The sequence below is a fragment of the Streptomyces sp. NBC_00582 genome (genome assembly GCF_036345155.1).
Lineage (GTDB): Bacteria > Actinomycetota > Actinomycetes > Streptomycetales > Streptomycetaceae > Streptomyces.
In genome coordinates, this window is record NZ_CP107772.1 from 59,228 (window position 1) to 84,682 (window position 25,455).

Genomic DNA, 25,455 nt, shown 5'->3' on the forward strand with positions numbered 1-25,455 from the left:
CATGCGGCCAGCGTGAGCTTATCGGACTCCTGCCGGTGCTGGTTTCGTAGTCGACGGGGCTGAGGTGTCCGTTGGCGGAGTGCCTGCGGCGGGTGATCCAACTCCACGTACCCCGCCCCATGGACAGACCAACGAACGATCACCACATAGGACACCGTCTTAGGCTAGGGCGTTGGCGGCGGCGACGGCCGCGGTGCGTGAGTCGACACCGAGTTCGGCGTAGACCCTGGCGAGATGGGACTTGACCGTTCCCCCGGTGAGGTGGAGGCGCCCGGCGACGGCCTGGTTCGACCGGCCCCGGGCGACGAGAACAGCGTTGCCAGGAGCGAGAGCATCCACCTCGTGATCAAGCTCGTCGCCCGCAGCACGTTCAGCTCCCATGACGCAGAACCCATGCCTACGGACAACGATGCGTTACCACCCGCCGAGCCCGCAGGTGTCCCCGCACCGCTCAACCGTGAAGCCCCGTCAAGGCCCCAACTGGAGGTCCGGCCCTTGCGATGGGTAGGGCCGCGGGCCCAGGGCAGGCCGTTGGCTTCAGGATGCCGGCTTCGAAAGCGAGGGCCTTGCTGAGGGTGGCGCCGGGGCCCACCGGGGGGTGACGACCGGCTTCACCGACGCGGACGAGATTGATTGCCCTGGTCAAGGGGGGTGTCGATCAACCGCGCCCGGGAGATTCTCGGTGGAGTCGGGCCGTCCGTGTCCGGCTCGGGCCGGGCAACTCTCCCGGTCTCTTCAGACCCCCGATGATCGGAACAACCCATGCGTTCCAGCCTCGTGCGCCGCCTCGGCCTCTCGGCGATCCTTCCGTGCGCTGCCGTCGGCGCGCTCGCGCTGTCCGGCCTCCCCTCCCTTGCCGCCGCCGGCGCGGCCCCCGCGACCAAGGCCGTCCAGATCGACGCCCAGGAAGTGGCGCAGGTCAACTTCCCGCAGATCCATTGGGACATCGACGGCGGCTCCGCGGCCTACCGCCAGATGCTCAGCGAGCTGGACGAACTGGCCCGCAGCACGGCCAACGCGCGCCGAAGCGGCATAGTCGTCAACACGCGGGGTAACCGGGTGACCGTCACCATCCTGGACAACACCAGGACGAACCGCTTCGCCGACATCGTGATCAGCGCCCCTGGGGAGTTCTCCACCGCCGTGCACGCCGTGGTGCGGCTCAGTGACCTCTACGTGGTGCGGGTTTACACGGTTGGATCGCCCCACAACCACGTCCTCAACCTCGCGAGCGGCCTCCCCAACGAGTCCAGCACCGACGTCAACTTCTTCGTCGGCAGAGAAGGCTACGACGCTCTCTCCCGGGTCGCGAACCAGGCGCTGACCAGCGTCAACATCGGACCAGGCTCCTTGGCGGGGGCCCTCGGCGCCCTGGCCAACCCCAACTCGACCCGCGCCAACCAGGCCCGTTCCCTGCTCACCCTCATCTTCAGCATCTCGGAGGGGGCTCGATTCCGCACCCTCGCCGACCGCGTCGCAAACGCCCTCGACAGCGGGATCGCGACCAACTACAGCTACCAGCAGATCTCCCTGATCCGTGACTGGGCCGGCGTCAGCCATGTCTTCGTCGGCCGCACCAACCACACGGACGACGACGCGAGCACCAGCGTCGCCGGGGCCACCATCGCGGACGCACGCCAGGCCGCGGCCCTGTTGGCGATCGCCCTCAACAGCGGACCCAACCCCAACCCCAAGGACGAACTCTGACCACCTCTACTCGGTGACAGGTCTCATGCCCGGGGTACACACCATCAAAGCCATGATGACCGGCGGTCAGTGCGTGATCGTCGACGCATTCACCGTCCGCAGCTGACAGCGACCGAACCCTGCGGTCATCAGCTCCGCAGAGTGCCTCTGGACCCATGCCCATGCCTGATGGTCGGCGATGCGTACGACGGTCATGGCGGGCTCCGTGTACAGGGATCGGAGAAGAGACCCGGCCGCGGTCTCCTGTGACGTCGGCGAGTCCGCGGCCGGGTCGTTCACCGCACCCGCCCCGTCCCCACGGGTGGCGGACCGGACACGCGTGCGCTCGCCGCGCGTGCCCGGGGTCGAGCGAGGATCCTCCTCACGGGGCGACGAGGTGACTGTCGGTAGCGTGCCGCCGACGGTCCTGGTGCGGTCCCCGTACTCGACCAGCCCCAGGTAGGTCCGGCCGGTCGGGAGAGCACGCCAGGAGACGGTGGCCCTGACGGCAGCGCCCGCGCTCACTCGCTGCTCGGCGGGTGCGACGGGTGGTCGGCCGGTCCGGCTCGGTGTCCTTTCCGATCAGCCAGGTGAGCAGGGTGGCCGGTGACGCCCTTCGCCCTTCGGCAGGGTGTAGTGGACGACGTACACCTCATAAGTGCCGGGCTCGGTGAGGCCGACGTGCTCGTCGTTCCCGTTGGTGGGGTTGGAGAGCAGGTTGCCGTTCTTGTCGAGCCCCCGCAGGTCCACGTGCTGTCGGTGCGGAAGTCCGACGACAGGATCGCGATGCGGGCGAGGTCGGCCCCCTTGGACACGGTGACCTCTGTCTTGGCCACAGCGGTCGGCAACGGCGACTGCGAGGGGGCGAAGTCGGGGGCGGTGCCGGTCAGGGTGCCGGTCTTCACCGTGCCCGTGTACAGGCCGTTCACAGTGGTGGTGAGCACGCCGTTCCACTCCGCCCGGGCGGTGAGGGTTGCAGAGCCGGTGGCGCCCGTGCCGGTGATCCCGGCCGGCGCGGACAGACGGGTGGCGCGCAGAGCGACGGCGCCGCGGACCTTGTGGGTCCCGTCCCTCCAGGTGACCGGGCCGAACGACCAGTCGCCGTGGGCGGCGTCGGTGCGGTGAAGGTGACCTTGTAAGTGGCCGACCCACCGGCGGGCACGACCAGCTTCCTCGGCGAGATGTTCGCCTTGTGGCCGGGCGGTGTCCGCAGCGTGGCGGTGTAGACGCCGGTCCTGTGGTGATGGTGGTGACCGTGCGGGTGACGGTCTGCTTGCCGGCGAGGTCGCCCACGGCGATCGTCGGGGTGTTCAGGTCGCTCGGATCGGTCTTCCTGGCGGTGACGCAGGCGTCCGCGCCGCCGTCGGTCACCGGCTGGTCGCCTACGGCGCGCCTGAACGACGTCCAGGCGGCGGACGTGGAGTCGTAGACCAGACCGGGGTCGTCGGCGGCGTTCGGACCACCTGTCCGGCGCCGTAATCGAGCGGGGCGGCCGGTCCGTCGACATTGGAGCGCGCGATCGGCCTGCCCTTGTGGTCCCTGGTGGTCGCGGTGGTCATCAGTGCCGGCTTGACCGCCATGGGAGACCAGTCCGGGTGCAGCGACCGCAGCAGCAGAGCCGGCCCCGAAGGCGGCCAAGCGGTGCGACGAGTCTGCCCATGTGGCTGCCGTCGGTTACCCGTTCGGCACCGGGTGTTCGTCAGGGCGACGGGGTCGGGCCGGACCGCAGGCCCCTTTCGCGGCCGCGGGCGGGCGGGGCGGTCAGTCGAGGTCGGCGGTGCCGGAGGCGGCGCGGGGCCGGTTGCGTGCCCAGCGCTTAAGGTCGCCGATGCGGTAGAGGAGTTCGGCGCCGCGCTTGCCGGCCGGGCCGGGGAACGTGCGGTCGTTGGCGCGGGCGTAGCGCAGCGCGGCGAGGGTGTACGGCAGGTGGTGTTCGGCGGCCTCGCGCAGGCCCACCGCCTGGTCGTCGATGTCCCCGGCCCGGTTCGCTGGCGACGGCGCTGCGATGGTGCCGGGCGGGTCGGCGGCGTCGTCCGGCTGGGCGGGGAGAACGGCGTGTGCGGGCGTCTCCGCTTCGGCGGGTGGGGTCGGTGCCTGGTCGTCCGGGGCGGCGGTCTGCGGGCCGCCAGCGGCCTCCTCCAGTTCCGCCGAGACAGGCGGCGCGGGGATTGCGGGGCGCTGCTCGGCTGGTGTTGCCGACCGCTTCGGCGGTCTCCTCTACCTGCTTGTCGAACTTCGTCTGCGCCATGCCGTCCAACGCCCTTCGTACCGGGTGTGCGTGGGGCGTCACGGTGCCGCCTGAAGCGGACACCCACGCCGGACGAGGACGCTAAAACGATCTTCCTGTGGACAGATTCCGGAGCTGCCGTCCCTCGGGCCGGGTGCTCTGAGTACCGAGGCACGGCACCGGATCCATCAGCCGTCCCGCAGTGGTGGAACGTCTCGGACGGGGGTGTGGAGGCGGCGGAGTACCGGGTGCGGGTGCGAGCCCCGCAGCACGTGCGGCCGGTCGACGGCGTCGACTACGACCCAGGTCGTCACTGATCAGATGACCGCGTGGATGCCGAAAAGCGTGACGATCGCTCCCCAGGCAATCGTCACGGCGATCCACGCGATCACCGTGCGGTGAGGGTCGGGACCGCGGGGCGGGGCGAAGTCGAAGGTCGTGGGGTCCTCGGGGCTGTAGCGGACGGACAGCCGGGTCCCGACGGGGATGTCGTCGTGGCGGGTCAGGCCGGCGGGGCCGATACCCGTGACCGTCAGACCCTCGTGCGTGGTGAAGGCGAGGACGGCGGTGTACGTGTAGGTGGTGATCTCCTCGTTGTGATGGGCCTCGCGCATCAGGGAGACGACCTCGGCGGTCACGGTCGGGGCACCGTCGAGCAGAGCCCGGCGACGTCCTTGCCGCCGGACGGCGCCGACGCATGCGCACGCGAGGAGGACGGTCAGGCCATAGCCGAAGCCGAGCAGCGCCCAGCCGTAGCTGTGGTGCTGGACGGTCGTGAAACGCACGAGCAGGACGGCCGCGCAGAGCACCGCGGCCGACAACGCGCCGACCAACTGCTGTCCCAGGCTGACCGGCCGGGTCTGGACGCGGAACGCGGAGGGTTCCCCCGACGGGAAACGCACCCAGACCGGCATGCCCTCCCAGGCGGCGTACAGCGCGCCGTTCTTGCCGTCTGCCGTTCGCAGCGTCAGTTCCTGCCCGTTTGAGGGGTCCTGGAAGGCCACGGCCACCGGCAGGCCGTGCCTGTGATCCGTATCGGGAGGCGGTACATCGACCTGCACGACCCGGGAGTCGACGGAGTACTCCACCGGATCCGAGGTGAACCCGGTCGCGTACCAGACCGCCTGCACCAGCGCCCACGCTCCGAAGGCGGCGGCCAACAACAGCAATACCGCGTTTCCTGACATCCATCGACCCCCGCCTCGCCACGCGTGACGTCGTGCTCTGTCCGCCACAGCGGAATCCTTCCCCATCGCTTGGACCGGAAGTCATCAGTGGAACCACACACCTGTGCCTTCCGGATCAGGCCGGCGATCTCCGTGGCCCACGGATGAGGTCGCGGACGCCCTGCCTGTCTTCATGGCCGACTAACGAAGAGACGCACGGGCCACGCGCCGGGGGGTGGGCCGCCAAAGCGCTGGATCAGCAGACCGCCGACCGCACCCCCGCCGCCGAAGCGCAAGGAGGTGCGGCCGCTGTCAAAGTTTGCGCGACGGCTGGCGACCAAGGGCGTTCAAGGCCTGCACGGTGTACCGGCCGGCGGAGCGGGCGCGGGCGGCAGCCTGCTCTCGCGCAGGCGTCCGGCCAGACCGAGCGCGTCGGCCTGCTGGAGCCACAGTTCGGGCCTCAGTCGGCTTTGCTCACCGAGCAGCCGCAGGGCTTGTGCGGCCCAGTGCGCGGCGGTGGCCGGTGCGATCGTCGTCATCTGCCGGGCGGCCCGGACCATGATGTCGACGGCCTGTTCGTCTCCGATCCGCGCCGATCGCTCGACGTGCAGGGCCCGTGCGATCAGTGGCGCGCCGCGCCGCGCCAAACCGTCTGCGGCCCGCCCATGGGGCCTTGACCCCGAATCTTGGACACGGGCTATGCGGCTGGTATCAGCGTAGTTGGTGCTGTTCGGGATGCGGTTTCGTAGGCGATCGGGCTGCGGTGTCCGAGGCTGGAATGACGGCGTCGGGTGTTGTAGCGGTGCAGCCAGCGGAACGCGTCGAGGTGGGCCTCGCGCTCGCTGGACCAGGTCTTGCGGCCCTGGAGCGTCTCGCGTTTGAACGTCGCGTTGAAGGACTCGGCGAGTGCGTTGTCCGCGCTGGAGCCGATCGCGCTCATGGACTGGCGAATGCCGGCCTGGCGGCAGGCGTCTGCGAAGGCCCGGCTGGTGTATTGGGCTCCGTGGTCGGTGTGCATGACCGCCCCGGCGAGGCTGCCGCGGGTCCGCTCGGCGGCGGCCAGGGCGTCGATGACGAGACCGGTTCGCATGTGATCCGCGATGGCCCATCCGGCCAGGCGACGTGAGGCGAGGTCGATGACGGTGGCCAGGTAGAGGAACTTCCCGCCGTCCACGGGGAGGTAGGTGATGTCGCCGACGTACTTGGTGTTCGGCTCACTGGCGGTGAAGTCGCGGCCGATCAGGTCCGGTGCCTTCGCCGCAGCCGGGTCCGTGATCGTGGTGCGGTGCCGGCGTCGCAGCCGCACTCCCGCCAGGTTGATGCTCCGCATCACGCGCGCAATGCGCTTGTGGTTGACCCGCTCGCCGTCCCCGCGGAGTTCGGCGGTGATCCTTGGGACACCGTAGGTGCCGTCCGACTCGCGGTGCACGGCTCGTATCCGTGCGGCCAGGCGGGCGTCGGCTGCCTGTCGGGCCGCGCGGACCTCGGCGGTCCGGCGCCAGTAGTAGAAGCTGGAGCGGGCGATGCCCAGGATGGTGCACAGCCGCTTCACGCCGTAACGGCGCTGGTGGTCGGCGACGAACTGGAAGCGGTTCACCAGCGCGTCTCCCCGGCGAAATACTTCGCCGCCTTCCGCAGGATCTCGCGCTCCTCCTCCAGCTCACGGACCTTCTTCCGCAGAGCGGCGTTCTCCGCCTCCAGCGGCGTGGGCGGCTCCGCGGGCGCCTCCGCCCGCCGCCCCCGCGGCCGGCTCGCTCCAGCCGCCCGGACCCAGTTCCGCAGGGTCTCAGGGTTGATCCCCAGATCAGCAGCGACCTGCCTGATCGTCGCCTCGGGCCGCGACTGGTACAGCGCGACCGCATCCGCCTTGAACTCCGGCGGATAGTTCTTCATGACCACGAGATGTCCGTTCTCAGATCCTCAGGATCCAGTGTCTCGTGTGTCCAAGATCAGGGGTCAAGGCCCATGGGCCTCGATCCGCCAGCCAGCACCCGACCCCTGATACACCGCTGATCGCACCAGCGGGTGGCGGAACCGGAATTGGCGGGTGGAGCCGATCTGGCGGACGAGATCCCGCTCCGCGATCTCGTCCAGGTCCACGAGCGCCTGTCCGGGCAACTGCAACCGCTCCAAGAGCGACAAGGGCCACCCAAGTGACTGCCGATCGCAGCCTTCCGCCGGGAGTGCGCCGACGCGTGAGCGTCGCCACCAAACCGCGCTGGCAGCTTCCCGCGGCCCGGCCCAACGCCACGCCTTGTCCCAACTGACGGAAGCCTGCCCCGACACCACCGTCGCCTACAGACAGCTACCGCAAGGCCGAGCCGGCCGGTAGCACGAGGCGGCGGGCCACCCTGGGAGGGGGGGTGACGCGCCGCCGGTAGCGTCCATGGGGGTGCTACCGCCGTGCGGCGCTCACCCGAGGGAGTGGATGCGGGTCAGTGGCGGCCGCCGTGCCGGCGGGAGCACCATGCTCCCCCGCCCATCGACCCGCCCTCTTCCTGGCTTCGGTTGTCGCGGGGTGCTCTGTGGGGGATGCCAGACCCCCTACCACACTGTTCCGAAATGGCGAGATACGGATCATGTCGGCTTGTGCGTTGAACTCCTCAGCCGGACGCCGCGTACCAGTTCAACGCGGGGGTGCTGTACCGCCCGGCGTATGACCAGGGAAACGGGCAGGCGTCCGTCGCTCGTTCCACCGTGCAAGCACCGCCGTGGCATCGGCGGCGTGCGACGGTGGCCAGGGAAAGGGTTGAACAATTTCAGTGGATTCGAGCCGTTCGCTCGACAGTGCTCTCGACTTAGCAGCCTCAGCCGGGCAGGAGACGGGGGTGGACAGAGCACAGACTCCTAGGCAGGTGATGGGGCTGGATGGCCTCCGCGGCTTGGCCGCGTTGTATGTGGTGCTGTTCCATTGCTGGTTGTACACATTCCCGGGTTACCCCGACAGTTCGGCGCCTCAGTGGCTGGACGTGCTGATGTTCGGGCGCCTTGCGGTCGTGTTCTTCCTGGTACTTTCCGGCTTCTCCCTGGCAATTTCTCCGGCACGCCATGGCTGGTGGTCGGGCGGTGTCGCGGAGTTCCTGCGTCGACGCGCCTGGCGCATTCTTCCGCCTTATTGGGCGGCGCTCGTCATGAGCCTGATCATTTCCTGGTCCGTGGTGCCTGCTTCGCATTACGGACCACCTACCAACGCCTCGATTCTGGTGTACGGGCTCCTCGCTCAGGATATTTTCACAGCACCGACACCGAACGGCGCATTCTGGTCGATCGGAGTGGAGGCCGAGCTCTATCTCTTCTTTCCCCTTCTCCTGTTCATCCGGCGCCGGTGGGGCGCGGTGGTCCTGGCCGCGTGCGTGACACTTCCGGTGATCTCCCGCGGGCTGGCGGCACCGGACGGAACCCCCGTGGAGGGCGACAACTGGCTCGCTCCACATCTCGCTCCCGTATTCATGGCAGGTTTGATAGGCGCAGGTGTCGTCGTGGCGTCGGACAGAGTGCGACGTCTGCCATGGGGATGGTTCGCAGTCCTGGCCGCCGCGCCTGTCCTGGCTCTGGGGGTTTTCAAGGGTCCGGTTTGGACGGTGAACCATTACTTCTGGATAGATCTCGCCATCGCTCCCGCTATGACGATGTTGCTTGCTGCGGTTGCCACCGGCCGACCGGCCATGCTGATACGGTTCCTGACCGCGCGTCCCGTTCGGAGTCTTGGTGGCTTCTCCTACAGCCTCTACCTGATCCATCTGCCGATCGTCATGGCAGTCATTCGCCGAGTGGCTCCGCATTTCGTAGCGCCGGGCATGCCCACGTTCTGCTTCACGCTGATCCTGGCTCTGCCGGTCTCGCTATGCGGGGCATGGGTGTTTTCTCGGCTCTTCGAAGTACCTTTCAAGCAGAACAGATCGTGGAAATCCATGATCGCGCTCGGTCGTTCTTACTGGACCGACAGGAGCACTACGGTCCGTCAGCGGCTTCCGGAGGAAGAGACTCGCGCGAGCGAGAGTGAGCGATGGGACAGGGCTGGTACGTGAGCCCCCCGGCGGCTGTCGTCCATCCTGGTGCAAATCTGCGGTGGCCTGCCATGACTTGCCTGCCGAAGAGGGTGGGCGGCACCGCCCCTGGCCGGCCTTCGCTCCGGAGCCCACTGACCGTGCCGGTGTCGGTCAGCAGCAGGTTGCCCGCATGTGGGTCCGACCGTTGCCCGCATGTCCGCCGGAGCGGCGCTGTACGTGCAGCAGTCACGGCGGCGTGGACCAGGATGCCCCCGGACGGGCCGTATCGCGGAGCCCGGCGGCGGGCAGATGGGGCCCGGAGTCACTCTTCGGTCAAGGCGAGCGGGGTGTTCGTGGGGAGGGTGGTGTGGAGCCGTTGGCGCGCGGCTGTTCGGCAGGTGGGGTCGCATCCAGCCTGGTGGCAGGCTGCGGCACCCCTGGCCATGGAAAGTCAGGGGCGCCTCGGCGGCTGCTGGGGGTAGCTCAGGCGTCAGGCCGGCCCCAGGGTGTGCATCGTGCTCGGCATGGAGCGCAGGGACGCCTTCGAGGCTGCTCGTTCAGCGGTCGTCGGGCTTCCACAGCTGGTTGGCCGAGTCGTCGCAGGCGAATTGAGCCGCCTGCGCGCCGTTGGCGGTGCCGGCACCCGAGATGCCCCGGCACAGGCCGCTCTTGCGGTTCTTCAGCGCGTACCAGCCGGCGGGGTAGGACGTCTTGGTGATGAGCTCCCAGTCCTGGTTGAGGTCACTGGATCCGTTGGCCTGAATGGCCGCTGCCCCGGACGTGGTGCTGGCGCCGTCGATGCCGAGGTTCCTGCCCGAGTTGTCGTTCTTGAGGCTGACGTAGCTGCTGCCTGCGCTGAAGACGTACCAGTTCTGCGTCTCCGCGAAGTCGCCGTCACACTGCCCAGGGATTCGGGCATCTGGACGATCTTGGCGCCATTGGTGACGACGCCGCCCGCGGGCTGCAGGTACTTGCGGGACTTGTAGTTCTGGATCCCGTAGCGGTCATCGCCCACGTCCAGTAGGTGTGCCGGCGGTGCGGGCACCTCGTCGCTGGACGGTTGGGCGTGGGCGATCGCCGGGCCGACCGCCGCCAGTAACACTCCGGTCAGAGCTGCGGCAAGACGACGTCTTATGCGGGTACGCATGTGGATCTCCTCGCGTTCGGATGAGGCCCATGCCGTTGGGAACACCCAGTCAAGGCCGGGGACTGTGCTGAAAGGTGGTGGCGCGGGTCTGCCCAGGCCGGCCCGGGAAGCCTGACCACTCGCGGCCCAGCCGTGGGCTCGGACCCTTAAGCCAGCGCGGTCAGTGCGTCTCCAGCCAGCCCTGGTTGGAGGATCCGTCGCAAGGGAACAGGGCCGATAGTCGACCGGCGGCCGGTCAGGTTCGTGCCGTCGACGTGACCGGCAGCACCGCCTCCGGCGACTCCGGCAGGGTCTGGCCGCCGTCGACGGTGATGACCTGGCCCGTGACGAACGACGCCCGCTCGCCGGCGAGGAACTCGACCGCGTCGGCGATCTCCTGGGGCCGTGCCAAGCGGCCCAGCGGGATCGTCGCCGTCATCTGCGCGAGGTACTCCTCGCCCATGCTGTCGAGGCCTTCTGTCGCGACGTTCCCGGGGGCCACCGCGTTGACGGTGATCCCGTAGGGGGCGAGTTCCAGAGCCGCGGTGCGCATGAAGCCGAGTTGGGCCGCCTTGCTCGCGGCGTAGTGGCTCCACCCCGGGAAACCGGTGACGGGCCCGGTGATCGATGAGGTGAGCACGACCCGCCCCGCCGCCGACCCGCGCAGCAGCGGCAGACACGCGGCGACGGCCAGCATCTGGCTCTCCACGTTCACCGCGAACACCTCACGGATGTCGGCGTACGTCATCTCCGCCAGCGGCTTGTTCGGGAAGATGCCCGCGTTGAGGCACAGCACGTCGAGGCCGCCGAGCAGTGAGGAGGCTGCCTCGGCGAGCCACTCGGCCGAGTCGGGCGCGGCGGAGTCGAGGGCGAGCGCCTCGACGGTTTGGTCCTCGCGGGTCGCCTCGGCACGGAACTTCTCCAGGACGACGTCCGGGACGTGGCGCCCGGTCAGCAGGACGTCGTGCCCGGCACGGACGAAGGTGGAGGTGACGGCGGCGCCGATGCCTCGGGTGCCGCCGACGACGGCGACCTTCCGGGTGTGGAGCGAGCTCATGGCGGTTCCTTGATCTGGGGATTGTCGGAGTTTGGCCGTCACACGGCCCGGTGCCGTGCTGCGAGCACCAGGCCGACGGCGAACGACAGTGCGACCGTGCCGGCCGTCGCCCAGGCCGCGGCGGTGCCGCCAACGAGCAGCGGGAAGTTGTCCACCACCAGGAGGGTCACCGCGAGCAGCCCGGACAGCGCGAGCGCGGGGGCGACGAGCGTGCGCCAACGGGAGAGGCCGCCTTCGCGCCGGGCGAAGTACACGATGACCGCGACGCTCGTGAGTGCCATGAGCAGCAGCAGCCCCAGGGTGGCCGCGCCCGACAGCCACGCGTAGATCTGGGTCACCGGATCGAGCCTGGCGACCGCGACGGCGACGAGAGCCACCGCGGTGACCGCGCTGTGCACGAGTGAGGAGTACGACGGCGCGTGGTGGCGGGGGTGGATCTCACCGAGCCGGACCGGCAGGACACGCTCGGTGCCGAGGGCGTACTGGTAGCGGGTGACGACGTTGTGGAAGGAGAGCACGCAGGCGAACAGGCTGGTCACCAGCAGCACTTGGACGATGTCGCCGAGGATGGGCAGGACGTAGTCCCCGGCGAGGGTGACGACGAGTCCCTCCGGGTCGGCGGTGGAGTCGGACACGATGTGTGTGACACCCGAGCCCATGGCGATCGCCCATGCGGACAGCGCGTAGAAGAGGCCGATGGAGATCACGGCAATGTAGGTGGCGCGGGGGATCGTGCGGTCCGGGTCCCGGGTCTCGTCGCGGAACACCGCGGTCGCCTCGAAGCCGATGAACCCGAAGAACGCGAACATCAGCCCGATGCCGGGACTTCCCTCGCTCACCGCCGCCGGTGCGAAGGGGCTCCAGGTAAGCGAGGAGTGACCGCCGCGCGCGAACACCGCCACGTCCAGGACCAGGATGACGGCGACCTCACCGATCAGCAGCAGCCCCAGTACCTTCGAGCTCAGCTCGATGTCGTGGTAGCCGAGCCAGGCCACGAGCAGCGCGGTCAGCGCCGTCCAGACCCACCAGGGCGTGTCGACGCCGAAGTAGTGGTGCAACGCGTTGGTCGTGGCGGCGCCGCAGTACGCGTACACCGAGATGGCCAGCACCGCGTAGGAGAACAGGGCCAGGGTCGCGGACCCGGTTCCGACGGTCCTGCCGAGTCCGGCGCGGATGTAGGTGTAGAAGGCGCCGGCGTTGTCGACGTAGCGGCTCATGGTCGTGAAACCGACGGAGAAGACGGTCAGGACGATGGCCGCGATCAGGTAGTGGGCCGGTACGCCGGTGCTCTGGCTGGTGGCGAAGACGAGGGGTACTGTGCCGCCGACCACGGTCAGCGGGGCCGCGGCCGCGACGACCATGAAGACCAACGAGCCTACGCCGAGCTTGCGTTGGAGTGCGGGTGTGGCCTCGGTGGCCACGGGAATCGGTTTGGTTCTGGATGTCATGGACGTACCTCCGAGTGGTCCGGCGCGCGGTTCGTTGAGGAGACGTGGAGTTCGGTGCGGTCGGCCCGGAAGAGGTCGTAGGAGAACTCCAGGGGCTCGCCGTGCTGGTCGTGGGACGTGCGCGTGATCGCCAGCAGTGGCTGGCCGACCGACACGTCGAGGTGGTGGGTGTGGTGGCTCTCGGCGAGCCGGACCCGGATGTGCTCGGAGACTTCGCAGGCGGTGACGCCGTAGGTGTCGCGGAACACCTGGGAGAGGGAGCCGGTCAGGTCCTGGTCGAGGAGCCCGGGGAAGCGCGCCGCCGACACGAACAGCCGCTCCCACGACAGCGGCACCCCGTCGGCGAGCCGCACCCGCTCGACCGCCACCGTCCGGGACCCGTCCGGCAGACCGAGCCCGGCACAGACCTCCGGATCGCCCCGCCGCAGCCCCGTGGACACGACCCGGGTCGCTTCGGCGAAGTGCTGGTGTCGCAGGAGCGCGGGGACGCTCACATCGACGCCCGGCTGTCGTGCCACCACCCGGTCGCGGCCGTGCGCGAGCCGACTCCAGCTGTAGACGGGCCAGTTGGGGTTGGGGCGCAGCGCGAAGGTCCCGCCGGCCTTCCCGCGGGTCCGACGTACCTCGCCCTCCGCCTCCAGCCAGGCCAGGGCCCGGCGGACGGACTCCCGGCTGGTGCCGAAGATCTCGGTCAGACGGCGCTCGGTGGGCAGCCGGCCGCCCATGCGCACCTCACCGCGCCGGATCATCGCCAGCACGCCCTCCGCGACCTTGCCGGCGGCCGGGCCGAGCGGGTCACGCCCGGTGCTCATGGCGTACGGCGGTGAGGTAGTCGTCGGCCAGGTAGCGGCGGGCCAGTCGCGCGGACTGCGCCGCGAAGGCCGGCCGGAGCGAGGCGGCGAAGGGCGTGTCCCCGCGCTTGTGCACCCAGGCGACCAGCATCAGCCGGCGCAGCATCACCAGGGCGGGCACCGCCCGTACGTCCTCCTCCCGCAGCGCCCGACGCGACTCGTAGCCCCGCAGCCACGAGGCCACCCACTGCGCCGCCCGCGGATCGTGCTCGACGAACGACAGAGAGCACGCCAGGTCGTAGAGGAACCAGCCGCTGCCGCAGTCGTCGAAGTCGATGAGCCGTACGGCGTCGGTGGCGACGAGCAGGTTGGCGGCGCGCAGGTCGCCGTGGATGAGACCGAAGACGGCCGGGCTCCTGCCGTACGCGTCGAGTTCTCGGGTGAGCTTCTCCTCGGCCCGTGCGAGCACCTCGGCGTCGCCAGGGGACACATCGGGGTTGTCCGACCAGCGGCCCCACAGCGAGGCCGCGCCGATCAGGTTGTCCAGGTCCCAGTCGGGCCGGACGAAGGTGGCGGGCCGTCGCCACCGCGACGCGTGCTCGTGCAGGGCGGCGGTCTCCCGGCCGACGACCTCCATCACGTCCGCGAAGTCCGTCGTGTCGGGCTCGGCGCCGGGTGCGAACTCGAAGAGCGCCGCGTGCTGGAGCACCCCGTCCGGACCGCGGAAGCTCGCCGCCGGCTCGCCCGCCGGAGTCGGTACCACCGCGGGTGTGGCGACCGCGCCGTCGGCCCGCAGTCGCTCGATCCACATCAGTTCGCTGCGGATCTGGGGGAGGGAGCGGAAGCCCGGCCGGTGCAGGCGCAGGACCAGCGGATCGGGGGTGTCGGTGAAGGTGCACAGATAGGTGGCGTTCTCCGAGAGGCTCAGCAGCCGGGCCTCGGCCAGCGCGCCGTCCCGGCCGTACGCGGTGAGCGCGGCGGTGATCTGCCCGTCCCAGGTGTCAGACATGGGTGGCCGCCACTTTCCGTACGGCGTCCCGCAGGCGGGTGAGGATCTCGGCGGTCTCCTGCTCGGTGAGCAGCAGGCCGGGCTTGAACTGCAGGACGGCAGGGTCGAGCGTGGAGAAGATCGCCCAGACGCCCTGCCGGTAGAGCTCGGCCATGATCGCCTTCGCGCCGACGGCACCGAACTCCAGGCCGATGACCAGTCCCTTCTGCCGGATCCCGGTGAGCGCGCGGGGCAGTTCGGCGCGCAGCCCCGCGAGGCCTTCGGTGACCTGGTCGATGCGTTGCCGGACGTTCTCGCGGGTCTCGGGCCGCTGCGTGATCTCCAGGACCTTGGCGGCCACGGCACAGCCGAGTTCGGCGCCTCCGAAGGTCGCCATGTGGGCGAAGCCGTCCCGCTCCAGCCACCCGCTCGCCACCGGGCCCAGAAGGGCGGCGCTGACCGGGTAGAGGCCGCCGCCGAGGCCCTTGCCGGTCACCAGGATGTCGGGGGTGACGCCTTCGCCGTACACGCCCCACAGCTCACCGGTCCTGCCGAGGCCGGTCTGGACCTCGTCCGCGATGTAGAGGGTGCCGGTGGCGTCGCACGCCTGCTTCACGCCGGCGAGATAGCCGGGCTCGGGCATCGGGAAGCCGTAGGTGGCCGGCACCGTCTCCATGATCACGGCGGCGGCGTCCTCACCGGCGAGCACGGCCGTCATCGCGTCGAGGTCGTTGAACGGCACCTGGACGAACTCGTCGGGGCTGTCCGACCGGAACAGCTGCGAGAACCGCGAATCGCCGGTGGCCACGGCCAGTCCCGTATGCCCGTGGTACGCCTTGACGACCGACACGACCTTCCGTCGGCCGGTGGCGTACCGGGCGCTCTTCAACGCGACGTCGACCGCTTCCCCGCCGCTGGACCCGAAGACGACCTTGTCCGCGCCCGGCGTCGCCTCGACGAGCCGTCGTGCCAGATGGGCGCGGCCCGGGGTGGGGAAGTGGTGGTTGCCGATGTCGAGGTGCCGGAGGGCGTGTGTGAGGGTGTCCACCAGTTCGGGGTTGCGATGCCCGAGGTTGTAGGTGCCACCGTTCAGATGGACGTCCATCACCTCGTGTCCGTCGACGTCGGTCAGGCGGTACCCGGATCGTTCCCCGACGACGAACGGAACGCCCTCGTCCTGCCAGAACGCCGTCTTGTCCGGGTTCCAGTACCGCCGCGCGTCGGCGAGGACCTCGGCCTTCGACGCGTACCCGTACATGGACAACTGCTCGATCCCCAATGCCCGGCCTCCTCGCACGCGGCTTTCCGTGAACGACTCCACGGTCGGCCGGGCATTTTGCGTCCTGGTGTGGTCGCTGGTTCGGACGCGTAACGCTTGAGGTCCGGTTGTGGTCCGGTGCCCGGGTACGGGCATCGCCGCGTGCGGCGGGTCACTGCCACCGCCCGGCGGATCGCGGGGTGGCGGGCGGGCAGTCCGGCCGCGGTCAGGGCGCCCCGACCCCGTAGCGCTCCCCGCACCCCGCCTCCCTCCCCTTTACCTCTTCTCTCCAGTGATCGGGGGGCCGGCAGGGGTGCTCCGTGGGGGATGTCAGACCCCCGACCACGCCGTTTCGAACGTGGTGACCCGTGGAAACAGTTTGGTTCACCCGTCGAGGGCCCCACAGGGAAGCGCGAGGCGGCCACGGAGCACAGCTACGCCTCCCCCTCCCCCGGCCGGCTCACCAGCCGGGTGCCGGTCGCTTCGTCGTCCAGGGTGATACGGACTCCGCCTTCGCCCCCGTGCGCGCCGATCCACCTCGCGGTCTTGTCCTGCGCGGTGACCAGCTCGTCCCACCAGCCCTCCAGCGTCGGCCGCCCGCCGACCCACCGGGTAACCCGGTACCGGCCTGCCACAGGCCGGCCGGCCGCCCAGTTCTCGCGGATCCCGGCGATCATGCAGTCCCGGCACTGGTCATGCCAGCGCCGCCCCAGGCCCGGAAGGACGACGACGCGCGTGGCGACCGCGAGCGCCCCGCAGGAGCAGCAGCGGCGCCGGCCCGGCGGGTCGGGGTCGATGCGGGCCAGCCAGTCGGCCCGCACCGGGTGGGCGGAGCGGGGTCCAGGGTGGCCGGGTCGACGCCGAGGAACGCGAGTCGCTCCAGGTCAGCGTGCATCGCGTCCTCCTCCCTGTGCTCTCCCCCTCGTCATGCCGGTGGGCAGCCTATCCCCTAGAATCGAACATGTGACCGATAGATTGCCGTCCCGGCTGGAGATGCTGCGCTTCGCCCGCCGCGTCGCCGAGCAGCAGCTCACCCAGATCGACCGGTGGATCCGGACGGAGGAACGGCGCGAAGCCGAGCGGCGGCACGGTCTCGCGGCCCGGCCCCCGGCGCCGGACTGGCTGATCGAGCGCGGCCTGTCCGGCGAGGAAGCGGTGTATGTGCACGCGGGAAACTGCTGGAACGGGGGGAAGCGTTCGAAGGGCGTCGACCGGATGACGGCCCTGCGCGCGCTCACCGAGGGCGTACCCGCCTGCCCGCAGTGCCGGCCGGACAGCATGCTCGGCTACCTGGAAGGGTGAGTCAGGCGCTGCGGGACTGGCGGGCGGTCGTCTTCTTCGCCGCGGTCTTCTTGGCCGGCGTCTTCGCGGTTGCCTTCTTGGCTGCGGCCTTCTTCCTCGGCTTCGACTCCTCGCCGCGGGCCGCCTTCGCCTTGGCCACGGACTCGTTCAGCGCGGCCATCAGATCGAGCACCTGGCTCGGCTCCTCCGGCTCCGGCGCCTCGGGCAGCTCACGGTCCTGCCGCTTCGCCTCGATGATCTGCGCCATGGCCTCGGTGTAGGCATCCCTGAACTCCGGGCCTTCCAGGTCCTCACGGGTCATCGTCTCCAGCAGCGCGATTGCGCCCTCGATCTCCTCCTCGGAGACCTCCACCCGCGGAGGCAGCAGCTCGGCAGGGTCGCGGATCTCGTCCGGCCAGCGCATGGCATGCAGCACGATCGCATCGCCGCGCACCCGCAACAGCCCCAGGCGCTCGCGGCCGGACCACGCATACTTCGCGATGGCGGTTGGAGTCCCTGATCGATTAGTTTCCGTAACTGCATGTGCCTCCAGGCGGCGGCCGAAGTACCACCGCCTGCTGGCGGCGAGGCGTTCGGCGAATGACCGTGTAGTTCAAGCCCGGCGACACCGCGCATGCGGTGGAGCAACTCGACTGGATGCGGGCGGTGTTCTTCGCCAACCGCCCAGACGACCCCGGCGGCGGTACACCTTCGGGCCGTGCCTGCGCGGCGTCGAAGCGGGCCGACCGCATCAGATGCCTGTGCGACGAGGCCGGCCGTGCCCTTGTCAGTGGTGGCGCGGGCGGGGCAGCAGGGCGAACGCGGTCTCCGCGATCGAGGTCAGGCGGTCGGGGCCGTGGCCGTACGCGCCTACGACATCGCTGCCGCGGATGACGGTCAGCACAAGGTAGGCGAGGTCGTCGGGGTCCGCGTCGGGGTCGATGTCGCCGTTGCGCTGCGCCGCTCGCACGCAGTCGGCCACCGCCGTCCGGACCACGGAGAAGCAGTCGTTGGCCAGGCGTTGCACCTCGGGATCGGAGCCGCCGACCTCCAGGGCCATCTTGGCGGCGAAGCAGGCCGCCGCCGCCCGGTCATCGGCGGGGGGTACGTCGGCGGCGAGCGGCACCCCGTGGACGGCGCGCAGCAAGTACGCGTGCAGTCGTTCCAGGGCGCCCTCATCCGGTCCGTCGAGCATCTTCCGCGGACCCTGCGCCAGCCGGGCGAAGTAGCCGGTCATCGCCTGCAGCAGCACGCCGTGCTTGCCGTCGAACGCGGCATAGAGGCTGCCGCGGCCCAGGCCGGTGGCGGCGCTGATGTCGTCGACGCTCGTGCCGTTGTAGCCCGAGGCGCGGAACTGCCGCTCAGCGGCATGCAGGACGTGGTCGGGGTCAAAGCTTCGTGGTCTCGCCATACAAAGACGGTAAAGCGGACCCACCCTTCTTGACAACCCAGTACAGAACCGCCTAGGTTTCCGACTGTTCAGTACACAACCTTTCTGAGCTCACCGGGACCGGCTTGGTCCGGGCTTGCAGAACCGGTGCGCGCACCGTGTCGGTCATGGCCACACAACCGAAGGAACCACCATGCAGACAGCTCCCCCAGTAGCCCTCGTGTCGGGCGCCTCCTCCGGGATCGGGCGGGCGGCAGCGCGCGCCCTCGTGGGTGCCGGCTTCGCGGTGGTCGGCACGAGCCGCAACGCGGCGAACGCCGAGCCGCTCCCCGGGGTGACGTTCCTCGATCTCGACGTGGCCGACGACGAGTCGGTCCGCTCCCTGGTCGAGGAGGTGATCGAGCGGTTCGGCCGAATCGACGTCCTGGTCAACAACGCCGGCGTGGGCGCGGTCGGCGCCGGCGAGGAGAGCTCGATCCACCAGGCCAAGGAGGTCTTCGACATCAACGTCTTCGGCGTGATGCGGATGACCAACGCAGTGCTGCCCCACATGCGCGCCCAGGGCAGTGGCCGCGTGGTCAACGTCTCCTCGGTCCTCGGTCTGATCCCAGCCCCCTTCATGGCCGTCTACGCCGCCACCAAGCACGCGGTCGAGGGCTACTCCGAGTCCGTCGACCACGAGCTTCGCGAGCACGGCGTCCGGGTGCTGCTGGTCGAGCCGGCCTACACCAGCACGAGTTTCGAGGCGAGCAGCATGGCGCCCGACGCGCCCCTGCCGATCTACGCCGCACAGCGGGAGATCTCCCGGGACGTGCTGGCCACGGCCGTGCGCAACGCCGACCACCCGGACGTCGTCGCGAAGGTGATCGTCGCGGCCGCCACCGATTCCAAGCCCAAGCTCCGCTACACCGCCGGCCCGATGGCCAGACGCGTCAGCGCCCTGCGCCGGATCGTGCCCTCGCGCGCCTTCGACCAACAGGTCCGCAAGCTCAACCGACTGGCCGGCTGACCCCGCAGTACACCCGGCGCCCGAGCAGACGCACATGTCCAGAACCAGAGACACAGAAGCCGGCATCAGCAAACTCTCGCCCGACCACTCTTGGAAACGGCTGACACCCATGGAGTTCGAACACGTCACGTTCGACCTGCCACACGGCACCTTCCACGCGCTGCAGGGTGGTGACCCCGATGGGCGACCGACGCTCGTCCTGCACGGCTTCCCGGACCATCCGCCGACCGCGAAGCCCTTCCTCGCCGAGCTCGGCCGCCGCGGACGTCACGTCCTCGCACCCTGGCTTCGCGGTTACGCGCCGTCCCCGACCGCGGGGCCGTTCGACTTCGCATCCCTCACCAGCGACGTGCTCGCGCTGATCGACCGCTGGTCTCCCGGGCGAGCCGTGGAGTTGGTCGGCCACGACTGGGGCGCCTTCATCACCTACGATGCCGTCGCCACCGCGCCGGAGCGGATCGAACGCGCGGTCACGCTCGCCATCCCCCACCCACGCACGTTCCTGAAGCTGCTGCGCCCCGCGCAGCTGCGCCGGAGCTGGCACATGGGGCTCTTTCAACTGCCGGGAACCGGCTGGCTGGCCGGCGCCCGCGATCTCGCCCTCATCGACCACCTCTGGCGTCAGTGGTCGCCCGGCCTCTCGCTCGATCCAGCTCTCCAGGCGGAGCTGCACAAGGACCTGCGGGCGAGCATGCCCGCGCCCCTGAAGTACTACCGGCAGATGATGCGACCCAGCATGCTCGGGGTGTTGCGCCGCACGTCTCAGCCGATCAAGGTACCCCTGCTGCAGCTCCACGGTGCCGACGACGGCGGCATCCTCCCCCCGCAGATCGACGACCGGCATCGGTTCGCCGCCCCGCACGCGCTGGAGATCGTCCCCGACGTCGGTCACTTCCTGCACGTCGAGGCCCCCGAGGCGATCGCGGAACGGATCGCGGCATGGGCCCAGTAGCGGATCACTCGACCCCCGCGGCGAGACCACCCGAATGGGCGTCGCGGGGCCGTCCGGCAGACCGAGGTCGACCGGCTGCCGGTCCTCGGGGCGCGGCACGTGGAGATCGGCCAGGGAGAGCAGTCCTGGACCACACTGGTGGACCCGCACGGCAACGAGTTCTGCCTGCTCGGCCCGCGGCGGAGCCGACCGGAGCGAAGCAGGGCGACGACCACACAATGTCTGAAAGGCGGCGCGGCACCGAGCCGGCGCCGACCGGTGATCCGATCACTCGAGGTGAGAGACGTATGGCACAGACCGCGGACGCTGCGCGGACCGTCATCATGACCGTGGACGACGACCCCGGGGTCTCCCGCGCCGTCGCCCGCGACCTGCGGCGGCGCTACGGCGCCTCGTACCGGATCGTGCGCGCGGAGTCCGGCGAGTCCGCGCTGGAGGCGCTGCGGGAACTGAAGCTGCGCGGCGACCTCGTGGCGGTGATCCTGGCCGACTACCGCATGCCGCAGATGAACGGCATCGAGTTCCTCGAACAGGCCCTGGACATCTATCCGGGCGCCCGGCGGGTGCTGCTGACCGCCTACGCGGACACCAACGCGGCAATCGACGCGATCAACGTCGTCGACCTCGACCACTACCTCCTCAAGCCATGGGACCCGCCCGAGGAGAAGCTCTACCCGGTCCTGGACGACCTGCTGGAGGCGTGGCGGTGCAGCGACTACAAGCCGGTGCCCGCCACCAAGGTGATCGGACACCGCTGGTCGGCCCGCTCGTCGGACGTACGGGAGTTCCTGGCCCGCAACCAGGTGCCGTACCGCTGGTACTCCACCGAGGAGCCCGAGGGGCAGCGGCTGCTGACCGCCGCAGGGCAGGACGGGCAGCGGCTGCCGGTGGTGATCACGGCGGAAGGTACGGCGCTCGTCGAGCCGGAGGTGCCGGAACTGGCCGCGCACGTGGGCCTGGCGACGACACCCACGGCCGACTTCTACGACCTGGTCGTCATCGGCGGCGGCCCGGCAGGGCTCGGTGCGGCGGTGTACGGGGCCTCGGAGGGGCTGCGTACGGTGCTCGTGGAGCGGTCGGCGACCGGCGGGCAGGCCGGACAGAGCTCGCGGATCGAGAACTACCTGGGCTTCCCCGACGGCGTCTCCGGCGGCCAGCTCACCGACCGGGCGCGACGCCAGGCCACCAAGTTCGGCGCCGAGATCCTCTCCGCGCGGGAGGTGACCGGTCTGGAGAGCAGCGGGGCGGCCCGGCTCGTACGGTTCGCGGACGGGTCGCAGATCGCGGCGCACAGCGTGATCCTGGCGACCGGTGTGTCGTACCGGAAGCTGGAGGCGCCGGGTGCCGACGAGTTGTCGGGCCGCGGGGTGTTCTACGGGTCCGCGCTCACCGAGGCCGCCGCCTGCCAGGGCCACGACGTGTACATCGTCGGCGGCGCCAACTCGGCCGGGCAGGCGGCGATGTACCTGGCCCGGGGCGCCAAGTCGGTCACTCTGCTGGTGCGCGGAGCGGACCTCACCGCGTCGATGTCGCACTATTTGATCCAGCAGATCGCCGAGTCGCCGAACATCTTTGTACGGGCCCACACGGTCGTCGAGGCCGCGCACGGCGACAACCACCTGGAACAGCTGACGTTGCGCGACACGACGAGCGGGCAGACCGAACTCGTCGACGCGCAATGGCTGTTCGTGTTCATCGGCGCGGCCCCGCTGACCGACTGGCTGGACGGCACGGTGTCGCGGGACGAGCGCGGGTTCATCCTCGCCGGGCCCGATCTGACCGCCGACGGGCGGCCACCGGCCAACTGGGAGCTGGACCGGCCGCCGTACCACCTGGAGACCGACATTCCCGGCGTGTTCGTCGCCGGGGACGCGCGCGCCGAGTCCGCGAAGCGGGTCGCGTCCGCCGTCGGAGAGGGAGCCATGGCCGTGATGCTCGTCCACCGGTATCTGGAGCAGTCATGAGCGGGCAACTGATGCCGTGCGCCCCCGAGGAGATCGGGTCGCTGTTCCTCTTCGAGAAGCTCAGTGCCGAGCAGCTCGACAGGCTGTGCAGCGCGGGACGGGTCGAACTGTTCGGCCCCGGACCTGTGTTCACCGAAGGTGACCCGGCGACCGACTTCTACGTGATGGTCGAGGGCACGCTCGTCATGTCGCGCCGGGTGGGCAGCGACGACATCGAGGTGAGCCGCACGTCCCAGCGAGGGGTGTACGCGGGGGCCGTGATGGCGTACCTCTGGGACGGGAAACCGCAGCGGTACATGAACTCGGTGCGGGTGTCGGAGCCGACGCGGTTCTTCGTGCTGCCCGCCGCATCGTTCGCGAACCTCGTCCACGAGTGGTTTCCGATGGCGGTCCATCTCCTGGAGGGGCTCGCCCTCGGTTCGCAGACCTTTCAGCGGGCCGTCGGGCAGCGCGAACGGCTGCTCGCGCTGGGCTCGCTGTCCGCAGGCCTCACCCATGAGCTCAACAACCCGGCCGCGGCGGCCGCACGAGCCACCTCGTCACTCAGGGACCGGGTCGCGCACATGCGCAACAAGCTCGGCGCCATCGCCTCGGGCCCCTACCACGGCGACGTCCTGAAGGCCCTGGTCGACCTCCAGGAGCGTACGGCCGAGCGGGTCTCCAAGGCGTCGGCACTGAGCCCGCTCGAGGCGTCCGACCGGGAGGACGAACTCGCCGACTGGCTGGACGACCACGGTGTCCCAAACGGCTGGCAGATCGCGCCGACCTTCGTGCAGGCCGGTCTCGACGTCGACTGGCTGGAGCAGGTCGCGGCGGCCATCGGCGAGCAGGAGATCCTGCCCAGTGCCATCGAGTGCCTCAACTACACGGTCGAGGCCGAGCTGTTGATGTCCGAGATCGAGGACTCCACCACCCGTATCTCGCACCTCGTCGACGCCGCCAAGCAGTACTCGCAGCTGGACCGCGCGCCCTACCAGGTCACGGATGTGCACGAACTCCTCGACAGCACGCTGATGATGCTGTCCGGGAAGATCGGGCAGCAGATCAAGGTGGTCAAGGAGTACGACCGGACCCTGCCGAGGATTCCGGCCTACCCGGCCGAGCTGAACCAGGTGTGGACGAACCTGATCGACAACGCGGTGCAGGCCATGAACAGTGTGGGCGGGGAGGGGACGTTGACCGTCCGGACCGCGCTGGAGCACGACCGGCTGCTGGTGGAGTTCCGGGACACCGGGCCCGGGGTGCCGGCGGACATCCGCGGGCGGATCTTCGACCCCTTCTTCACCACCAAACCGGTGGGCGAGGGCACCGGGCTCGGGCTCGACATCTCCTGGCGGATCGTCGTCAACAAGCACCACGGTGACCTGAAAGTCGAGTCCGTACCCGGCGACACCCGCTTCCAGGTGCTGCTCCCCCTCACCGCCATCGACACCGAGCCCGATACCGTCCCCGACCCGGCCCAGGAGCCCTCATGACCAAGGACACCGGAATCGACCCCGGCGTCCCGCCCAACGGGGCCGGGACGAGGGGCTGACCCGTCTCGCCGGTGTGCTGGTCCGGCCCCGTGTCCGCGAGGCCCGTGCCGTGCTCATCGCCGGGGACGCCGGGGTGTGCGCGGCGGGCCTGGACATCCCCGACGACGTCGGCATGAAACCCACGCACCACGCCGTCCACGTCGGCCCGGGTACACATCGCTGCGAAGGACACGGTGTTCCACGTCAGCGATCACTCCTCCTACAGGGACCCCGCACGAGGACGACGCTTGCGAGTTCCTGGCAACCCTCCTCGCCCCGTGGTGACGACAGCCCTGTACGAGATCGAGACCAGCGAAGCCGACTGCCGCGATTTGGGTTGCTGGTCGGCCCGTACCCGTTGCCTCGCCGCCGGGCTCAGAACCCGGGGAAAATCCTGCGCAGGTCGTCGAGGGTGACGGTGTCACCGGTGAGGGTCACGGAAGAGGGGGTGTGGGCGGGGGCGTGCCGACCGGCGACGAGTCGCAGCCACCACTCGGCGGGAGCCGTCAGCACGGCGTCGGCGTTCTCGGGTTCGCCGGTGAGCGCGACCGTCTCGCCGACCGAGAGACCGAAGGCGCGCTCGGGTGCGGTGGTGTGCACCGCGACGGCGACGGGGCGGTTCTCCAGGGCGTCCGCCTTGCCGATGAAGCCCAGCATCATGCCGGCCTGGTCGAGGAGCGGCCCGATCGCGGCGGACGCCAGGGTCGTCGACGGGTCGAAGGCCACCTCGACGTCCCACGAGTGGTGGGTGAGCTCACCGAGCCGGAGCCCCGCCGCGGTCGCGACGTCCACCGGCGCGGGCAGGAAGCCGAGGTCGATCCGGAGGTCGCTGCGGGCCCCCGCGTCGAGGCCCTCGTAGCGTTCGACCAGCGCCTGGTTGGCGGTGACGAAGCCTTCGGCGTGCTCGGCCGGGGTCATCGCGTCCCAGCGGGCCCACACCGACTTGTTGAAGTCGCCGTCGGGGGCACCCGTACCGCCCATCGCGCCCTCCAGTACGGCCAGGCCTATTTCGGCGCCGCTGCCCAGATGGCCGAGCACCTGGGAGACGTCCCACTCCGACGCGCCGGACGGGCGGGTGAGATCGGCCGTGGTGAGTCTGTGCACCACAGCGGCGAGGTGGTCGTGCCCGCTGCGCAGGGCGTCGATGATCCGGTCTGCGGCTTCAGTCATGTTCTTTTCCCCAATGAAGGCCCGTGAGCTCAGGATGGTTGTGTATTGAACAGCCGGAAACCTAGGCAGTTCTGTACTGAGTTGTCAAGAAGGACGGTCGGCTTTACCGCATAGGGCGAGGCCGCGAAGCTTTGACCGCGACCACGCCCTCCATGCCGCCGAGTGGCAGTTCCGCGCCTCGGGCTGTCATCCGCGGCATCGACGTCGTAGGCGCATACGGCCGCAGCCCCCGCCGCCCCGCCCCCGCCGCCACTGACAAGGACACGGTCGACCTCGTCACGCAGGCATCCGAGGCGGCCGGCCCATCTGGGCGCCACGCAGGCACGCTCGCACGCACACGGCCACCGCCGTCGCGACCGCGAAGGAAAGGTGAAGCCGGCCCACCACAGTTGACAGCTCGGTACAGAACCGCCTAGGTTTCCGACTGTTCAGTACACAA

General features: G+C 69.9%; 24 protein-coding genes and 2 pseudogenes. 11 read left to right on the forward strand and 15 right to left on the reverse strand.

The genetic code is table 11. The features are described 5' to 3' along the window. Positions 1-159 precede the first annotated feature (159 nt). Positions 160-309, reverse strand: a pseudogene (locus OG852_RS00280) (LuxR C-terminal-related transcriptional regulator); the annotation flags it as partial. 453 nt (positions 310-762) lie between these two features. Here OG852_RS00280 and OG852_RS00285 point away from each other — a divergent pair. From OG852_RS00285 to OG852_RS00295, 3 genes are all read left to right on the forward strand, one after another. Further along, on the forward strand, positions 763-1,707 hold the full coding sequence (locus tag OG852_RS00285) for a ribosome-inactivating family protein (RefSeq protein ID WP_330346755.1): 945 nt from the start codon (positions 763-765) through the stop codon (positions 1,705-1,707). 615 nt (positions 1,708-2,322) lie between these two features. Next, positions 2,323-2,811 carry a hypothetical protein gene (locus tag OG852_RS00290; protein WP_330346756.1) on the forward strand — a complete coding sequence of 163 codons (489 nt, stop codon included), beginning with the start codon at positions 2,323-2,325 and terminating at the stop codon, positions 2,809-2,811. Between the two features lie 124 nt (positions 2,812-2,935). After that, positions 2,936-3,115 (forward strand): hypothetical protein, encoded by a 180-nt coding sequence (locus OG852_RS00295; protein WP_330346757.1) that lies wholly within the window; start codon positions 2,936-2,938, stop codon positions 3,113-3,115. 332 nt (positions 3,116-3,447) lie between these two features. Here OG852_RS00295 and OG852_RS00300 read toward each other — a convergent pair whose 3' ends face one another. Further along, positions 3,448-3,642: a hypothetical protein gene (locus OG852_RS00300; protein ID WP_208117398.1), complete on the reverse strand. Its 195-nt coding sequence runs from the start codon at positions 3,640-3,642 to the stop codon at positions 3,448-3,450. 489 nt (positions 3,643-4,131) lie between these two features. Here OG852_RS00300 and OG852_RS50795 point away from each other — a divergent pair. After that, a pseudogene (locus OG852_RS50795) lies at positions 4,132-4,215 on the forward strand (DUF6233 domain-containing protein); the annotation flags it as partial. A gap of 15 nt (positions 4,216-4,230) precedes the next feature. On the opposite strand, the gene OG852_RS00305 reads toward OG852_RS50795, so the two are convergent. The 3 genes from OG852_RS00305 to OG852_RS00315 all read right to left on the reverse strand — a co-directional run bounded on the left by OG852_RS00305 (position 4,231) and on the right by OG852_RS00315 (position 6,978). Beyond that, positions 4,231-5,100: a DUF3592 domain-containing protein gene (locus OG852_RS00305; RefSeq protein WP_166663802.1), complete on the reverse strand. Its 870-nt coding sequence runs from the start codon at positions 5,098-5,100 to the stop codon at positions 4,231-4,233. Between the two features lie 326 nt (positions 5,101-5,426). Then, positions 5,427-5,726 carry a hypothetical protein gene (locus tag OG852_RS00310; RefSeq protein ID WP_330346758.1) on the reverse strand — a complete coding sequence of 100 codons (300 nt, stop codon included), beginning with the start codon at positions 5,724-5,726 and terminating at the stop codon, positions 5,427-5,429. 50 nt (positions 5,727-5,776) lie between these two features. Next, a protein-coding gene (locus OG852_RS00315; RefSeq protein ID WP_330346759.1) for an IS3 family transposase occupies positions 5,777-6,978 on the reverse strand; the annotation gives its coding sequence in 2 pieces (ribosomal slippage) (positions 5,777-6,687 and positions 6,687-6,978; 1,203 coding nt in all). Between the two features lie 929 nt (positions 6,979-7,907). Between OG852_RS00315 and OG852_RS00320 the strand changes: the two genes are divergently transcribed. Next, positions 7,908-9,107: an acyltransferase family protein gene (locus tag OG852_RS00320; protein ID WP_330346760.1), complete on the forward strand. Its 1,200-nt coding sequence runs from the start codon at positions 7,908-7,910 to the stop codon at positions 9,105-9,107. Positions 9,108-9,625: 518 nt separating this feature from the next. On the opposite strand, the gene OG852_RS00325 is transcribed toward OG852_RS00320, so the two are convergent. From OG852_RS00325 to OG852_RS00355, 7 genes are all read right to left on the reverse strand, one after another. Next, positions 9,626-9,979, reverse strand: a complete 354-nt coding sequence (locus OG852_RS00325) for an RICIN domain-containing protein (RefSeq protein ID WP_330351363.1) — start codon at positions 9,977-9,979, stop codon at positions 9,626-9,628. A gap of 471 nt (positions 9,980-10,450) precedes the next feature. Beyond that, entirely contained in the window at positions 10,451-11,251 is an 801-nt protein-coding gene (locus OG852_RS00330; protein WP_133917870.1) for an SDR family NAD(P)-dependent oxidoreductase, read from the reverse strand. Between the two features lie 38 nt (positions 11,252-11,289). Next, on the reverse strand, positions 11,290-12,699 hold the full coding sequence (locus OG852_RS00335) for an APC family permease (RefSeq protein ID WP_330346761.1): 1,410 nt from the start codon (positions 12,697-12,699) through the stop codon (positions 11,290-11,292). Then, a complete protein-coding gene (locus OG852_RS00340; RefSeq protein ID WP_133917871.1) occupies positions 12,696-13,511 on the reverse strand; it encodes a GntR family transcriptional regulator in 816 nt (271 codons plus the stop codon). The genes OG852_RS00335 and OG852_RS00340 overlap by 4 nt, the downstream gene beginning before the upstream one ends. Beyond that, positions 13,495-14,499 (reverse strand): phosphotransferase enzyme family protein, encoded by a 1,005-nt coding sequence (locus OG852_RS00345; RefSeq protein WP_330346762.1) that lies wholly within the window; start codon positions 14,497-14,499, stop codon positions 13,495-13,497. Before OG852_RS00345 ends, OG852_RS00340 begins: the two co-directional genes overlap by 17 nt. Then, positions 14,492-15,757: a class-III pyridoxal-phosphate-dependent aminotransferase gene (locus tag OG852_RS00350; RefSeq protein WP_330346763.1), complete on the reverse strand. Its 1,266-nt coding sequence runs from the start codon at positions 15,755-15,757 to the stop codon at positions 14,492-14,494. The genes OG852_RS00345 and OG852_RS00350 overlap by 8 nt, the downstream gene beginning before the upstream one ends. A gap of 413 nt (positions 15,758-16,170) precedes the next feature. Continuing rightward, on the reverse strand, positions 16,171-16,557 hold the full coding sequence (locus tag OG852_RS00355) for a hypothetical protein (RefSeq protein WP_330346764.1): 387 nt from the start codon (positions 16,555-16,557) through the stop codon (positions 16,171-16,173). A gap of 142 nt (positions 16,558-16,699) precedes the next feature. Here OG852_RS00355 and OG852_RS00360 point away from each other — a divergent pair, with 142 nt between their 5' ends. Further along, a complete protein-coding gene (locus OG852_RS00360; RefSeq protein ID WP_133917874.1) occupies positions 16,700-17,038 on the forward strand; it encodes a DUF6233 domain-containing protein in 339 nt (112 codons plus the stop codon). A gap of 1 nt (position 17,039) precedes the next feature. Here OG852_RS00360 and OG852_RS00365 read toward each other — a convergent pair whose 3' ends face one another. Next, entirely contained in the window at positions 17,040-17,570 is a 531-nt protein-coding gene (locus OG852_RS00365; RefSeq protein ID WP_330351364.1) for a Ku protein, read from the reverse strand. Positions 17,571-17,804: 234 nt separating this feature from the next. Continuing rightward, complete coding sequence (locus tag OG852_RS00370) at positions 17,805-18,428, reverse strand: TetR/AcrR family transcriptional regulator (protein WP_330346765.1); 624 nt, start codon at positions 18,426-18,428, stop codon at positions 17,805-17,807. Between the two features lie 172 nt (positions 18,429-18,600). Here OG852_RS00370 and OG852_RS00375 point away from each other — a divergent pair, with 172 nt between their 5' ends. From OG852_RS00375 to OG852_RS00395, 5 genes are read left to right on the forward strand one after another with little or no spacing between them, the layout of a single operon-like run. Further along, on the forward strand, positions 18,601-19,416 hold the full coding sequence (locus OG852_RS00375) for an oxidoreductase (RefSeq protein ID WP_133917876.1): 816 nt from the start codon (positions 18,601-18,603) through the stop codon (positions 19,414-19,416). A gap of 34 nt (positions 19,417-19,450) precedes the next feature. Next, the gene (locus tag OG852_RS00380) at positions 19,451-20,368 is read left to right on the forward strand and encodes an alpha/beta fold hydrolase (RefSeq protein ID WP_208117400.1); all 918 of its coding nucleotides are present in this window, start codon (positions 19,451-19,453) and stop codon (positions 20,366-20,368) included. A gap of 3 nt (positions 20,369-20,371) precedes the next feature. Then, positions 20,372-20,695, forward strand: coding sequence for a VOC family protein (locus OG852_RS50800; protein WP_166663809.1), 324 nt, complete (start codon positions 20,372-20,374; stop codon positions 20,693-20,695). Next, positions 20,656-22,332, forward strand: coding sequence for an FAD-dependent oxidoreductase (locus tag OG852_RS00390; RefSeq protein WP_133917877.1), 1,677 nt, complete (start codon positions 20,656-20,658; stop codon positions 22,330-22,332). Before OG852_RS50800 ends, OG852_RS00390 begins: the two co-directional genes overlap by 40 nt. Continuing rightward, on the forward strand, positions 22,329-23,807 hold the full coding sequence (locus OG852_RS00395; protein WP_330346766.1) for an ATP-binding protein: 1,479 nt from the start codon (positions 22,329-22,331) through the stop codon (positions 23,805-23,807). The genes OG852_RS00390 and OG852_RS00395 overlap by 4 nt, the downstream gene beginning before the upstream one ends. 414 nt (positions 23,808-24,221) lie before the next feature. Here OG852_RS00395 and OG852_RS00400 read toward each other — a convergent pair whose 3' ends face one another. Further along, on the reverse strand, positions 24,222-25,016 hold the full coding sequence (locus OG852_RS00400; protein WP_330346767.1) for a maleylpyruvate isomerase family mycothiol-dependent enzyme: 795 nt from the start codon (positions 25,014-25,016) through the stop codon (positions 24,222-24,224). Between the last annotated feature and the right edge of the window lie 439 nt (positions 25,017-25,455).